Source organism: Streptomyces sp. NPDC018964, assembly GCF_044390325.1.
Classification (GTDB): Bacteria; Actinomycetota; Actinomycetes; order Streptomycetales; family Streptomycetaceae; genus Streptomyces.
This window is the reverse complement of the sequence record NZ_JBIRYZ010000008.1, coordinates 88,841-102,007: the sequence shown is the minus strand read 5'-3', so window position 1 is coordinate 102,007 and position 13,167 is coordinate 88,841. Positions and strand designations below refer to the sequence as shown.

The following is a 13,167-nucleotide window of genomic DNA, read 5'->3' as shown; positions in this document are numbered from 1 at the left end:
CGGTGGACCGTCGTCCACCCCGTCGTCACCGTGGGCAACCCGGTTCCGGCGGCGGGGATTCCCGCGACGGCGGCGGTCACGGCTGCGCCCGCCGTCCTCGGGGGGATCAGGCGGGCGCTGTCGTGCGTACGGGTGGGGAGGTGGTCACATGACCGGGTCGGGCTCCCGGGCCAGGTCCGCCGCGCCGACCAGGCCCGCCTTGTTGCCGAGCTGGGCGCCGAGGACGTCGGCGACGGGGCGCCAGTTGCCGCCGACCAGCCAGCGCTTGTAGGACTTGCGGATCGGGCCGAGGACCAGTTCGCCCTCGTCGGAGAGGCCGCCGCCGACGATGAAGGCGGAGGGGTCGAAGAGGGAGGCCAGGTCGGCGAGGCCGGCGCCGACCCAGCGGGCCAGCTCGCGGTAGGAGTCGACGGCCACCCGGTCGCCCTGGCGGGCGGCCACGGAGACGTGCTTGCCCTCAATGCCCTCGGGGGTGCCGTCGCCGAGGGCGAGCAGGGTCTCGGCGTTCTCGGGGGTGGCGTTGGCGCGCTGCTTGGCGTAGCGGACGAGGGCGCGGCCGGAGGCGTACTGCTCCCAGCAGCCCTGCGAGCCGCAGCCGCACAGCAGACCGTCCGGCACCATGCGGATGTGGCCGAACTCGGCGGCCACGCCGAAGTGGCCGCGGCGCAGCTTGTTGCCGATGATCACACCGCCGCCGAGGCCGGTGCCGAGCGTGATGCAGATGACGTTGCGGTGGCCGGCGCCCGCGCCGAACTTGTACTCGCCCCAGGCGGCGGCGTTGGCGTCGTTCTCCACGACGACCGGGAGACCCGTACGGGCCTCGACCTTCTCCTTGAGCGGCTCGTTGCGCCAGTCGATGTTGGGCGCGAAGTACACCGTCGAGCGCTGGCGGTTGACGTATCCGGCCGCACCGATCCCCACGCCGACGATCTCGTGCCCGGCGCGCGCTCCCTCCACCGCGGAGGCGATGGCGTCCACGATGCCCTCGGGCGTGCCCGGGGTCGGCACCTTGTGGGTCGAGAGGATGTTGCCTTCCTCGTCGACCACGCCGGCCGCGATCTTCGTGCCGCCGATGTCGACGCCGATGGTGAGTCCCATGAATCCCTCAGTTCCGGTCGAGCCCCGCTACCGTCAACGGTACCCGAGGCACTGCCGTGAGGGGCCCGGCGTCCGTACGGTGGTCGGTCCGGCGTGGATCATGGGGACCTCGCCGGGGCCTCGCCGTCAGTCCAGGTCGATGCGCTCGCCGGGGCCGGTGCCGGGGTCGTCGCCGCGGTCCCGGCGTTCGTCGAGGTCGCGGGGGTCGGACTCGCGGGCCGTCCAGCGGCGCTCCTGGTCCTGTACGGCCGAGCGGTAGGCGGCGAGGAGTTCGTTGCCGGCGGCCGCGAGGTGGTCGAAGACGTCGGGGTTGCGTTCGATGACGGGTTCGACGGCGGCCCTGGCCTGCTGGACGACCTGCCGCACCACCTGCTGGGCGGCCGGTCCGGCGACCGCGCCGAGGAGCGGGGACCGCAGGCCGGAGAGCTTGTCGGCGACCGCGTCGACGAGTTTCCTCAGCTCCTCGGCGGCGGAGCCGGGGGGCGGTCCGTACTGGGCGCGGCGGCGGGCCTTCTCCGCCTCGAGGTCCTCGGCGGCGGCGGTCGCCCAGGCGTCGGCGTGGGTCTCGGCACGGGTCTCGGCGTGGGTCTCCGCATGGGTTCCGGCCGCCCGTACGTCGTCCACCGGCTTGCCGGCGATCTCGTCCCCGGCGTCGTCGGACGGGGGGAGCTGTTCGCTCATGACGGACTCCTGACTACGGATGGCACCTTCGACGGTACCCGAACGGCCGCCGTCGCTTCAGCGGGTGCGCGGCCACAGTGCCGGATCCGGCCGGAACCGGATGCGCAGCCCGCCCTCGCGCAGGGCGGCGCCGGCGACGGTGCAGCGGCGCAGCACGGAGGGCAGCGGGACGACGCGGCGGAACGGTCCGGCGGTGACGACGATCTCGTCGCCGCGCCGGATCAGGTCGAGTTCGTCGCGGCGGGCGCCCGGCAGGGGGACGTGCCAGACGAGGACGCCGTCGTCGGCCAGCCGGTCCTCCACCGGCCACCGGGTGGCGCCGCCCGGTCCGGTCCGGGCACCGGGTACGGCGAGCGCGGTGAGGTCGTCGGTGCCGCGCGGGTCGCGGCCCAGGTGGGCGACCGGGTGGACGTCGTACGACTCGCGCCACTCCTCCAGGGTCTTGCGCTGCTGGGCGACGGGGCCGGCGAGCCAGCCGGCCGCCTCGCTCTCCGGCAGGACGCGGGTCGCGATCAGCGCGTCGGTGCGCAGTCCGCGCAGGGCGAGTCCGAGGGCCGCGGTGCGTACGGCGTCGGCGCCGGCGGGTCCCGGCTCGGCGACCAGGCGTACGGCGGTGCCGGGGTCGGCGAGCACGGCCTCCACGGCGGCCAGCTGGAGGTCCAGGCGGGCCGCCGTGCCGTACAGCCACTCGGCGGGCATGGGGACGCCGGCGAGGCGGCCGAGGACGGGGCGCAGGGCGCGGGCGGCCTGCCGTTCGGGCGGGAGGAGGCGGCGCAGGTAGCGGCGGAGCTCCTCGGGGAGGGCGAGGAGGGAGAGGGCGCGGGGGGTGGGCGGGAGGTCGACGACGACGAGGTCGTACGCGTCCTCCGGGAGCGTGGCGTCGCGCAGGGCGCGCAGGACGGCGAGTTCCTCGGCGCCGGGGAGGGGGGTGGCCTCCTCGGGGTCGAGCCGGGAGGCGCCGAGGAGGTCCAGCGCGGAGGCCGCCCGGTCCTGGAGGGCGGCGAGGTCCGCGCGGAAGTCCGCGTCGGGGTCGACGCGCCGCACGGTGAGGCGTGGGGTGGCCCCGTCGCCCAGTACGGGGCCGAGGGTGTCCGTGCGGTCGGTGCCGAGGAGCAGGGTGCGGGCACCCTCGCGGGCTGCGGTGAGCGCGGTGGCGGCGGCGGTCGTGGTGCGGCCGCTGCCGCCGGGGCCCGTGATCAGGAGGGTGCGCATGGGGGTGAACGGTAGTGGACGCCGGGCGGGGGTTGTCCGCGCAGCCCGGCGCTTGCGGGGTGCCGCCGCGCCCACCCGTGCCGCCCTGCGGCACGATTGCCCGCAGTTACGGGGGGGGCGCCGACCCGACAGTACGGTCGCCCGTAGTTACGAGGGGGCTACTTCGGGGCGGACTCCACTCGCTTCTTCAGGCCTGCCAGGGCCCGGTCGATGATGACCTTCTCGGCCTTGCGCTTGATCATGCCGAGCATGGGGATCTTGACGTCGACGGTGAGGCGGTAGGTGACCTCGGTGGTGCCGGGGCCGGCCGGGGTGAGGAGGTAGGAGCCGTCGAGGGAGCGGAGCATCTGGGACTTCACCAGGGTCCAGGAGACCTCGTGCGCGCCGGTCCAGGTGTAGGCGAGGGTCTGGTCGTCCTTGATCGCGCCGGCGTCCATGACGAGACGCACCTGCTCGGCGCGGCCCTCGCCGTCGGTCGCGAGGACCTCGGCCTCCTTCACCTCACCGGTCCAGTCCGGGTAGCGGGCGAAGTCGGCGATCACCCCCATGACGTCGGCCGGTGCCGCCTCGATCGTGATGCTCGAGCTGGTGTGTTCCGCCATCGCCGTGGCTCCTCCAGATGCGGGCCGGTAGTCGTCGTCGCCGTGCGCGAGTCGCACAGCGCACGCGCGTGCAGCGGAAGGCTACCGCGCGGCGGACCGACGGAACTCACCCGACCTGGGGCATCCACACCCTTCCGGCCTCACCATTCGAGTGCCCAGGGCTTCCCGCTGCTCGCGAAGTGCCCCACGTTCACGCATTCGGTGGCGCCGATCCGCATCCGCCGCGCCAGCGGCTGGTGGACGTGCCCGAACAGGGAGTAGCGGGGCCGGGTGCGGCGGACGGCGTCCAGCAGGGCCCGGCTGCCGCGTTCGAAGCGGCGCGCGACGGTGTCGTAGACCAGCTCGGGCACCTCCGGCGGGATGTGCGTGCACAGCACGTCGACCTCGCCGACGGCCTCGATCTTCGCCGCGTACTCCTCGTCGTCGATCTCGTACGGCGTGCGCATCGGCGTGCGCAGGCCGCCGCCGACGAAGCCGAAGGTCCAGCCGCCGATCTCCACCCGCTGCCCGTCCAGCACGGTCGTGCCGGGGCCCGCGTACTCCGGCCACAGGGGCGGCACGTCGACGTTGCCGTACGTCGCGTACGTCGGGGTGGGGAACGCGGCGAACAGCTCGGCGTACTGTCTGCGCACCGCCTTCTCGATCGCGGCGGGCTTGTCCATGCCGATGCCCGCCCACAGGCCGCGCTGGAACTCGCGCGCCTCCTCGAAGCGGCGGGCGGTGCGCAGCTCCACGATGCGGTCGGCGTTCTCGGTGCCGAACAGGTCGGGGAAGATGCCGCGCGAGTGGTCGGCGTAGTCCAGGAAGAGCACGAGGTCGCCCAGGCAGACCAGGGCGTCGGCGCCCTCGCCCGCGCGGGCCAGGTCGCGGGCGTTGCCGTGTACGTCACTGACCACGTGGACGCGTGTGCGCCGTTTCCCGCCTGGTGTGGATGCCATGGCGATCAAGGGTAAGGGTGTGCGGCGTGCGTGAACAATGGCGGGCCTACCTGCGGTTACTGGCTCGTCGGCGACGGGGTGGACTACTGTGCGCAATGAAATACCAACCTGTGTGACGCAGCGAACATCTCGCCGGGACCCCCTGTCGCAGAAGACATACCGGCGGGTAACGTCCGGGCAGTCCAGTCGTGCTCGGGATTTCGACATGTGAATCCGTGAGCACCCGCCCGAGCCTTGGACCGCACCGTCGCATCGCACAACGTCGTGGCGCCGGAGCCCTAAGAGGAGCAGCAGTCTTGCGCGAGTTCAGCCTTCCGGCTTTGTACGAGGTCCCCGCCGACGGAAACCTGACCGACATTGTCCGCAGAAACGCCGCGCAGCACCCCGACGTCGCCGTCATCGCCCGCAAGGTGGACGGGGCCTGGCAGGACGTGACGGCGACCGCCTTCCTTGCGGAGGTGCGGGCGGCCGCCAAGGGCATGATCGCCGCCGGTGTACGGCCCGGCGACCGGGTCGGCCTGATGTCCCGCACCCGCTACGAGTGGACCCTGCTGGACTTCGCGATCTGGAGCGCCGGCGCGGTCACCGTGCCGGTGTACGAGACCAGCTCGGCGGAGCAGGTGGCGTGGATCCTCGGCGACTCCGGCGCCACCGCCTGCTTCGTGGAGCTCGACGCCCACGCGGCGACGGTGGAGTCGGTGCGCGACCGGCTGCCCGCGCTGAAGAACCTGTGGCAGATAGAGGCCGGCGGCATCAAGGAGCTGAACCGGCTCGGGCAGGACGTCGACGACGCGACGGTCGAGGAGCGCGGCTCGTCCGCGAAGGCGGACGACCCGGCGACCATCGTCTACACCTCCGGCACCACCGGCCGTCCCAAGGGCTGTGTGCTCACCCACCGCAGCTTCTTCGCCGAGTGCGGCAACATCGTGGAGCGGCTGCGTCCGCTGTTCCGCACCGGCGAGTGCTCGGTGCTGCTGTTCCTGCCGCTCGCGCACGTCTTCGGCCGGCTGGTGCAGATCGCGCCCATGATGGCGCCGATCAAGCTGGGCTGTCTGCCCGACATCAAGAACCTCACCGACGAGCTGGCCGCGTTCCGCCCGACGCTGATCCTGGGCGTGCCGCGGGTGTTCGAGAAGGTCTACAACTCGGCGCGGGCCAAGGCGCAGGCCGACGGCAAGGGGAAGATCTTCGACAAGGCGGCGGACACGGCGATCGCCTACAGCCGGGCGCTGGACACGCCGTCCGGGCCGTCGCTCGGCCTGCGGATCAAGCACAAGGTGTTCGACAAGCTGGTCTACGGCAAGCTGCGCGCGGTGCTGGGCGGGCGCGGCGAGTACGCCATCTCGGGCGGCGCCCCGCTGGGCGAGCGCCTGGGGCACTTCTTCCGCGGCATCGGCTTCAGCGTGCTGGAGGGCTACGGGCTGACCGAGTCGTGCGCGGCGACCGCGTTCAACCCGTGGGACCGGCAGAAGATCGGCACGGTCGGCCAGCCGCTGCCCGGCTCGGTGGTCCGGATAGCGGACGACGGCGAGGTGCTGCTGCACGGCGAGCACCTGTTCAAGGAGTACTGGAACAACCCGGGCGCGACCGCCGAGGCGCTGACCGACGGCTGGTTCCACACGGGGGACATCGGCACGCTGGACGAGGACGGTTATCTGCGGATCACCGGCCGCAAGAAGGAGATCCTGGTGACGGCGGGCGGCAAGAACGTCGCCCCGGCGGTCATCGAGGACCGGATCCGGGCGCACGCGCTGGTCGCGGAGTGCATGGTCGTGGGCGACGGGCGGCCGTTCGTGGGCGCGCTGGTCACCATCGACGAGGAGTTCCTTGGCCGGTGGTGCGCGGAGCACGGGAAGCCGGCGGGGTCGACGGCGGGGTCGCTGAGCGAGGACCCCGATCTGCTCGCGGCGATCCAGGCCGCGGTGGACGACGGCAACTCGGCGGTCTCCAAGGCGGAGTCGGTGCGCAAGTTCCGGGTTCTGCCGGCTCAGTTCACCGAGGAGTCGGGGCATTTGACTCCGTCGTTGAAGCTGAAGCGGAATGTCGTCGCCAAGGACTACGCCCACGAGATCGAGGCGATCTACGCCAAGTAGGTTCCGCTTGGGCGCAGTTCGGGGTGCGTCTCTGGCGCCGTCGGCGGGTGCGGGTGGTCTGTGGCTCGTCGCGCCCACGCGGCGGAGCCGCCCATGTCACAGCCCCGCGCCCCTGGGGGTGCTGCCCCCGGGGGGCGTTCTCAGGGGCAGCGTTTTCGGAGCGGCCTCTTCAGAGCAGCTTCTTCAGTTCCTCCGCCAACAGGTCCCAGCGCCACTTCTGTTCGACCCATTCCCTGCCCCGCTCGCCCATCCTGCGGCGCAGTTCCCCGTCGCCCAGGAGGGTGATGACGCGGTCCGCGGTCTGCTCGGCCGAGTCGCCCCGCACGACCCAGCCGGTCTCGCCGTCGAGGACCGCGTCGGGGGCGCCGCCGGAGTCGCCGGCGACGACCGGGAGGCCGGTCGCGGAGGCCTCCAGGTAGACGATGCCGAGGCCCTCGACGTCCAGGCCCCCGCGCCGGGTGCGGCACGGCATCGCGAAGACGTCACCGGCGCCGTAGTGGGCGGGCAGCTCGGACCAGGGGACGGAGCCGGTGAAGCGGACGGAGGCGGCCACGCCGGTGTCGTGCGCGAGGCGGCGCAGGTCCTTCTCGTAGGGGCCGCCGCCGACGATCAGCAGGACGGCGTCCGGTTCGGCGGCCAGGACCGCGGGCATCGCCCGGATCAGCGTGTCCTGCCCCTTGCGCGGCACCAGCCGGGAGACGCACACGACCACCGGCCGGTCGGTCAGCCCGAGCCGCGCCCGCACCTCGTCGCCGCCCGAACCGGGGTGGAAGGTCTTCTCGTCGACCCCGGGCGGCAGCTGCACCATCCGGGAGGCCGCCGCGGGGGTCAGCGCGCCGGCGATCCGGGAGCGCGTGTACTCGCCGAGGTAGGTGATCGTGTCCGTGGAGTCCCCGATCCGGCGCAGGAGCTGCCGCGCGGCGGGCAGCTGGGCCCAGCCGGCCTCGTGGCCGTGGGTGGTGGCCACGATCCGCTCGGCACCCGCCCGGCGCAGCGCCGGTGCCATCAGGCCGAGCGGTGCCGCCGCTCCGAACCACACCGAGGTGCAGCCGTGCTCGCGCAGCAGCCGGACGGCCGTGCGGGTGGCTCCGGGCGTCGGCAGCAGCATCGTCGTACGGTCGCGTACGACGGTGAAGGGCTGCTCGGCGTCGAAGGCGGCGGTGGCCTCGACGCCCTCCCGGGAGCGCTTCCAGGTGGAGGCGTAGACGACGAGCCGCCCCGGGTCGAGCCGCAGCGCCATGTTGTGCAGGAACGCCTGGATGCCGCCGGGGCGGGGCGGGAAGTCGTTGGTCACGATCAGGGTCTTGTGCATCGCCGCAGACCCTACCGAACGGGGGGTGCGCCGCCCGCCGCGGCGGTGCTCCGTGGCACGTGCACAGGTGTCCGGGACATCATGGCCCTCCACGACCGCACACCGGACGGGCAGGGAGCCGCATGAAGACGACGGCCGCACGGGGGTCCCTCGCCTGGCTGCTGCTCCTGTGGGCACTGACGCGGGCCGCCCTGCTGCTGTGCGTCCTGAAGGTGATCGTCTTCCCCGGTCCTGACGTCACCAGCGACGTGTCGGTCATCTACCGGGGCTGGTACGACGTCCTGCGCACCGGAACGTTCCCGCTGGACGACGTGACCTGGCAGTACCCGCCCGCCGCGGCCCTGGCGGTCCTCTCCCCCGGCCTGCTGCCGTTCCTGGAGTACGCCACCGCCTTCTTCGTCCTGGCGTGCCTCGCCGACCTGGTCACCCTGTGCCTGCTGCGGTACGCCGGCCTCCGTCCCGGACGGTCGCCGCGCGGGGCATGGGTGTGGGTGGTGGGCGTGCCGCTGCTGGGGCCGACGGTGTACGCGCGCTACGACGTGATGGTGACCGCGGTCGCCGTGGCCGCGCTGCTGGCGGCCGGCCGGCACCCCCGGACGGCGGGGGCGCTCGCCGGTTTCGGGGCGCTGGTGAAGGTGTGGCCGGCGCTGCTGCTCCTCGCGGTGCGGCGGCGCGGTGCGTGGGTGTGGGCCGCGGTGACCGGTGCCGGGGTGGCCGCGCTGTTCGCCGTACTGATGCCGGGGGCGTTCGCGTTCCTCGGTTTCCAGCGGGACCGGGGGACGGAGGTGGAGTCGCTGGGGGCGCTCGTCCTCCATGTGGCCCGGCATCACGGGTGGGAGGGTGAGGTGCTGCTCAACTACGGCTCGGTGGAGTTCCTCGGCCCGTACGTGAGCTGGGTGAGCACGGGTGCGCTGTTCCTGAGCGGGGTCGCGCTGGGCTGGCTGGTGCTGTGGCGGATGAGGGCCGTCCGGTTCGAGGCGCGGACCGTGGCGGACGCGGCGTTCGTGGCGGTGCTCCTGTTCACGACGACGAGTCGGGTGATCAGTCCGCAGTACATGGTGTGGCTGGTCGGGCTCGGAGCGGTGTGCCTGTGCTTCCGGGGGAGCCGGATGGGGGTGCCGGTCGGGCTGGTGCTGGCCGCTTCGGCGGTGACGGTGCTGGAGTTCCCGGTGTGGTTCGCGCACGTGGTGGCCAGTGACGCGCTGGGGATCGGCCTGCTGGTCCTCCGCAACGGTCTGCTGGTGGCGGCGACGCTGGTGGCGGCGCGTGTGCTGTGGTGTGCGACGGTGCCCCGGCGGCGGCCGGTTCCCCGGATGCCGGGTCCGGCCCGGGCCGCCGGAGCGCCGGTCTCGTCCTGATCCCCGCGTGGGTGCGGGCCGGTGCTCACAGGTGTCCCTGCGCTGGTGGGGGCCGGGGGTGGATCGCGCGGCCCGGCGCTTGCGGGGTGCCTCCCCCACTCTCGGCTTCTCCCCCACTCTCGACTCCGCTCGAGCGGGGGGACCCCCATGAGCGGGAGGTACCCCCATCGCCCTGGGGGTACCTCCCAGGCCCTTAAGGCACTGGGGGAGGCACGACTGCCCGCGGATACGGGGCGCGGAGGCGGGAGCGCGGAGGCGGAATCTCGGGGCGCGGGAGCGCGGAGGCGGCGGGGGCGCAATCGGTCAGTTCAGGGTGGCCTTCACGTACTCCTGCCACTGCGCGGTGAAGTCCTCGGGGGTCGTGTCGAGGACCTGCCGCATCGCGTCCTCCACCGCGCCCTCACGGTGTTCGTGCGCGCCCACGGCGCGGTAGAACGCGCCGAGGCGGTCCTCGCCCCAGTGGTCGGCGATGAGGCGGCAGGCCAGCCAGCCGCTCTCGTAGGCACGGGCGAGGCGGTCCGCGTCGCCGGAGAAGCCGAAGTCCTCGTCGTCCGGCAGCCCCGTGGGCACCTCGCCCCGGCCCACCGCGTGGGCGAGTTCCGGTGCGACCTCCGCGGGGGCGCGGTCGCCGCCGCGGTAGCCGACCCAGTCGGCGAACCCCTCGGACAGCCACAGCGGGGTCGCTGCGGAGGTGTGGGCGCGGGTGGCGACGTGGGTGGTCTCGTGGGTGAGGACGACCTGCCGGCCCGAGTCGCCGAGCAGTCCGAAGGCGTCCGGGTTGACGATGACCCGGTCCGCCGGCGCCCGCCCGTCCGTGTCGGTGGCGCCGGTGGTGACCGCCGCGATGCCCCGGTAGGAGGAGGCGGGCGAGCCCAGCAGGCCCGCCATGTCCTCCAGGGTCTCCGGGACGAGGACGACCACGCTCCGGGCCCACCGCGGGCCCCACGCGTCGGACACCGCGGGCACCGCGCGGTCGGCGAGGCCGGCGTAGTCCCGCAGCTTCCCGTCGGACCGGCCGACGCCGAGGACCAGGCTCCGCTCGCCCCGGACGGCGCGCACGGGGCCCTGGTCCCACAGCTGCTGGCCGGACTTCGTCGCGGGCCGGTCGGAGTCGACGGACCAGCGGCCGTCGCGGTCCCGGCTCAGGGCCAGGGAGCGGGCGGTGGTGACCGGGGACCGGTCGTGGCCCTCGACGCGGTAGCTCAGGCGGACGGAGGCGGTGGCGGTGTCACCGGTACGGTCGAGGGCGGTGACGCGGTAGGACCAGTCGGCGAGCGGTACCGCGCGCAGGTTGTCGAACCCGGCGCGGGTGCCGGTACGGGCGTACGCGGCGGCGTCGCGGTCGAGGACGGCCTCCGCGCGGCGGTCCAGGAGGGACTGCACCTGCGCGCGCACGGCGTCGACGGCCGGTCCCCCGCCGCATCCCGCCAGGGCGACGAGCAGCAGACACAGCACCGTCACCGACGCACCCGACACCCGCCTTCGACCAGCCACCTTCCCGAGGGTACGGGCGTCGGGCCGGTGCGGTCAGATCCTGGTGACCGAGGAGACCGGCATCATGCCGACCGGGTCGTAGCGCACCGGGGCGCCGGGGTGGGGTGCGTGGATCACCTGGCCGTTGCCCATGTACATCCCGATGTGGGAGGCGTCGGAGCGGTAGACGACCAGGTCACCGGGGCGCGCCTCGGACAGCGGGACCTGCCGGCCGGCGTACCGCTGGGCCTGTGAGGTGCGCGGCAGCGCGACCCCCGCCCGGGCGTACGACCACTGGGTCAGCCCGGAGCAGTCGAAGGAGGACGGGCCGTTGGCACCCCAGACGTAGGGCCTGCCGAGGGCGGAGCGGGCCGCCGCGACGGCGGCCGCCGCGCGGGGCGAGGCGGGCGCCTCGCCGGGGCCGGGCAGCTCCGGGCGCGCGGAGCGGGTGGCGCGGTCCCAGGCGGCGCGTTCGCCGGCCGGGAGGGAGTCGAGCAGCCGGCGGGCCTCGGCGAGCTTGCGCTCGACGGTCCGCTTGTGCGCGGCGACGGCCTTGCGGCTCTTCTCCAGCGCGCCGAGCTTTCCGGCCGCCTCCGCGCGGTCCTGGGCGAGGGAGCGCAGGGCGCTCCTCAGTCTCCTCAGCTCGGCGGCCTGGTGGACGGTGATCCGGTCCAGTACGGAGGCCCTCTCGAGGTAGTCCTCCGGATCGTCGGAGAGCAGCAGGGCGAGAGTGGGGTCGAGGCCGCCGGAGCGGTACTGGGCGCCGGCGAGCGAGCCCAGCGACTCCCGCATGGTGTTGACGCGGGCCTGCTGCCGGGCGATCCCGTCCTGGGCGTCGGCGATCCGCCGACGCAGTCCGTCGGCGCGCTCGTCGGCCTCGTTGTACGCCTCGGTCGCCTTCTCGGCCTCCCGGTACAGGCGGTCCACCTCGGCCCGGGTGACGTCGTACGGCGTGGCCGCGGCCGGTACGGCGGCGAGGGCGGTGGCCGCCGCGGACAGCAGACCGAGGGCGACGGCGGTGCCCCGGTCGGATCCGGACGACGGTGCGATACGGCGATGGGACCCCACGGGAAGCCGCGCTCCTTCCGCTGGCGGACAGGGAAACGCGGCAGACAGTAGCCCCCGGGGCCGGGGCGGACCAACGGCCCGGGGAGCCACACACGGTGACGCCCCGCCTGTGACCTGCGTCGAAGGCGGGGCGTGGGGCCGAACGGCGTGGCGGGGAATCCCCCGAACGGCGGCGGCTAGACGCGGACGCCGAACATGAACGGGCCGCCGATGGTGTTCATCGACTCGTAGCGCACGACGGTGCCGGTGCGCGGGGCGTGCAGCACCTGGCCGTTGCCCGCGTAGAGACCCACGTGGTGCAGGTCGTTGAAGAAGAAGACGAGGTCGCCGACCTTGAGCTGGCTCATCGAGTAGATCTTGGTGCCCGCGCCGGTCTGTGCCTCGGAGGTGCGCGGGATGCCGACGCCGGCCTGCGCGTACGCCCAGGAGGTCAGGCCGGAGCAGTCGAAGGAGGACGGGCCGGTGGCGCCGTAGACGTAGGGGGTGCCGATCTTGCTCTGGGCGGCGGCGAAGGCGGCGGCGGCGCGGCCGGAGCCGGCCGGGACCTTGACGTCGAGCGCCTCGCGCTCGCTGGCGCGGGTGGCGCGGGTCTCCTCGTCGGCGAGCTGGGCCTTCTCCGCGGCGGTGAGGCTGTTGAGCAGTTTCTGCGCGGAGGAGAGCTTGCCCTGGACTTCCTTCTTCTTGTTGCCCAGTTCGGTGCGGGTGGCGGAGAGGTCCTTGAGCTTCTCGGACGCCTCGGAGCGCTGCTGGGCGAGCTCGCGCTGCTTCTCCTGGATCTCCTTGAGCGCGTCGACCTGCTGGGTGCTCAACTGGTCGAGCGTGGACGCCTTGTCGAGGTAGTCGTCCGGGTCGGCGGAGAGGAAGAGCTGGACGGAGGGGTCGATGCCGCCGCTGCGGTACTGGGCGCTGGCCATCGAACCGAGGCCGTCGCGCAGCTCGTTGAGCTCCTGCTGGCCCTTGGCGACGTTGTCCTGGATCGTGGAGATCTCCTTCTGGAGCTTCTCCTGCTTCTCCTTGGCGCCGTTGTACTTCTCGGTGGCCTGCTCGGCCTGCTCGTAGAGCTTGTCGACCTTGGCCTTGACCTCGTCCTTGCTCGGCTTCTCGCTGGGCGCGGCATTGGCGGCCTGCGAGCTCATGACGACAGCGGCAGCGGCAGCGGTGGTGAGCACGGTGACGCGTGCGCGGCTCGGCTGCTTGGGACGACGGTGGGACGCCACGGAGACGAGCTCCTTCTCGAGAGTGATCGCGCGAGCGAGGGTTCGAAGGGAGACCCTAGTGATTCTCTTGTGATCAGTTCAAATCCCTGGACACAAAATCTCCGTTACAGCGCGT

At 73.3% G+C, this 13,167-nt stretch carries 11 protein-coding genes; 2 read left to right on the top strand and 9 right to left on the bottom strand.

Going from position 1 to position 13,167, the window contains the following annotated elements; translation table 11 throughout:
• Window positions 1-144: 144 nt before the first annotated feature.
• The 5 genes from ACH5AO_RS15695 to ACH5AO_RS15675 all read right to left on the bottom strand — a co-directional run bounded on the left by ACH5AO_RS15695 (window position 145) and on the right by ACH5AO_RS15675 (window position 4,531).
• Window positions 145-1,098: an ROK family glucokinase gene (locus ACH5AO_RS15695; protein ID WP_398924814.1), complete on the bottom strand. Its 954-nt coding sequence runs from the start codon at window positions 1,096-1,098 to the stop codon at window positions 145-147.
• A gap of 126 nt (window positions 1,099-1,224) precedes the next feature.
• The gene (locus ACH5AO_RS15690) at window positions 1,225-1,779 is read right to left on the bottom strand and encodes a DUF5304 domain-containing protein (RefSeq protein WP_398924813.1); all 555 of its coding nucleotides are present in this window, start codon (window positions 1,777-1,779) and stop codon (window positions 1,225-1,227) included.
• A 57-nt stretch (window positions 1,780-1,836) separates the two neighbouring features.
• Window positions 1,837-2,991 (bottom strand): ArsA family ATPase, encoded by a 1,155-nt coding sequence (locus ACH5AO_RS15685; RefSeq protein ID WP_398924812.1) that lies wholly within the window; start codon window positions 2,989-2,991, stop codon window positions 1,837-1,839.
• 158 nt (window positions 2,992-3,149) lie between these two features.
• Window positions 3,150-3,593 carry an SRPBCC family protein gene (locus tag ACH5AO_RS15680; protein ID WP_398924811.1) on the bottom strand — a complete coding sequence of 148 codons (444 nt, stop codon included), beginning with the start codon at window positions 3,591-3,593 and terminating at the stop codon, window positions 3,150-3,152.
• A 140-nt stretch (window positions 3,594-3,733) separates the two neighbouring features.
• On the bottom strand, window positions 3,734-4,531 hold the full coding sequence (locus ACH5AO_RS15675; protein ID WP_398924810.1) for a metallophosphoesterase: 798 nt from the start codon (window positions 4,529-4,531) through the stop codon (window positions 3,734-3,736).
• A gap of 296 nt (window positions 4,532-4,827) precedes the next feature.
• Here ACH5AO_RS15675 and ACH5AO_RS15670 point away from each other — a divergent pair, with 296 nt between their 5' ends.
• The gene (locus ACH5AO_RS15670; RefSeq protein ID WP_398924809.1) at window positions 4,828-6,624 is read left to right on the top strand and encodes an AMP-dependent synthetase/ligase; all 1,797 of its coding nucleotides are present in this window, start codon (window positions 4,828-4,830) and stop codon (window positions 6,622-6,624) included.
• 169 nt (window positions 6,625-6,793) lie between these two features.
• Here ACH5AO_RS15670 and ACH5AO_RS15665 read toward each other — a convergent pair whose 3' ends face one another.
• Window positions 6,794-7,936, bottom strand: a complete 1,143-nt coding sequence (locus ACH5AO_RS15665; RefSeq protein WP_398924807.1) for a glycosyltransferase family 4 protein — start codon at window positions 7,934-7,936, stop codon at window positions 6,794-6,796.
• A gap of 122 nt (window positions 7,937-8,058) precedes the next feature.
• Between ACH5AO_RS15665 and ACH5AO_RS15660 the strand changes: the two genes are divergently transcribed.
• Entirely contained in the window at window positions 8,059-9,294 is a 1,236-nt protein-coding gene (locus ACH5AO_RS15660) for a glycosyltransferase 87 family protein (protein WP_398924806.1), read from the top strand.
• Between the two features lie 303 nt (window positions 9,295-9,597).
• Here ACH5AO_RS15660 and ACH5AO_RS15655 read toward each other — a convergent pair whose 3' ends face one another.
• The 3 genes from ACH5AO_RS15655 to ACH5AO_RS15645 form a co-directional block, all read right to left on the bottom strand.
• Window positions 9,598-10,788 (bottom strand): hypothetical protein, encoded by a 1,191-nt coding sequence (locus ACH5AO_RS15655; RefSeq protein WP_398924805.1) that lies wholly within the window; start codon window positions 10,786-10,788, stop codon window positions 9,598-9,600.
• Window positions 10,789-10,821: 33 nt separating this feature from the next.
• Complete coding sequence (locus tag ACH5AO_RS15650; protein WP_398924804.1) at window positions 10,822-11,835, bottom strand: NlpC/P60 family protein; 1,014 nt, start codon at window positions 11,833-11,835, stop codon at window positions 10,822-10,824.
• Between the two features lie 176 nt (window positions 11,836-12,011).
• Window positions 12,012-13,052, bottom strand: coding sequence for an NlpC/P60 family protein (locus tag ACH5AO_RS15645; protein ID WP_398924803.1), 1,041 nt, complete (start codon window positions 13,050-13,052; stop codon window positions 12,012-12,014).
• Window positions 13,053-13,167: the final 115 nt, after the last annotated feature.

What these genes read in the sequence shown, in the direction of transcription:
- ACH5AO_RS15695 (WP_398924814.1), bottom strand. Translation starts at nt 1,098, where the DNA reads ATGGGACTCACCATCGGCGTCGACATCGGCGGCACGAAGATCGCGGCC.
- ACH5AO_RS15690 (WP_398924813.1), bottom strand. Translation starts at nt 1,779, where the DNA reads ATGAGCGAACAGCTCCCCCCGTCCGACGACGCCGGGGACGAGATCGCC.
- ACH5AO_RS15685 (WP_398924812.1), bottom strand. Translation starts at nt 2,991, where the DNA reads ATGCGCACCCTCCTGATCACGGGCCCCGGCGGCAGCGGCCGCACCACG.
- ACH5AO_RS15680 (WP_398924811.1), bottom strand. Translation starts at nt 3,593, where the DNA reads ATGGCGGAACACACCAGCTCGAGCATCACGATCGAGGCGGCACCGGCC.
- ACH5AO_RS15675 (WP_398924810.1), bottom strand. Translation starts at nt 4,531, where the DNA reads ATGGCATCCACACCAGGCGGGAAACGGCGCACACGCGTCCACGTGGTC.
- ACH5AO_RS15665 (WP_398924807.1), bottom strand. Translation starts at nt 7,936, where the DNA reads ATGCACAAGACCCTGATCGTGACCAACGACTTCCCGCCCCGCCCCGGC.
- ACH5AO_RS15660 (WP_398924806.1), top strand. Translation starts at nt 8,059, where the DNA reads ATGAAGACGACGGCCGCACGGGGGTCCCTCGCCTGGCTGCTGCTCCTG.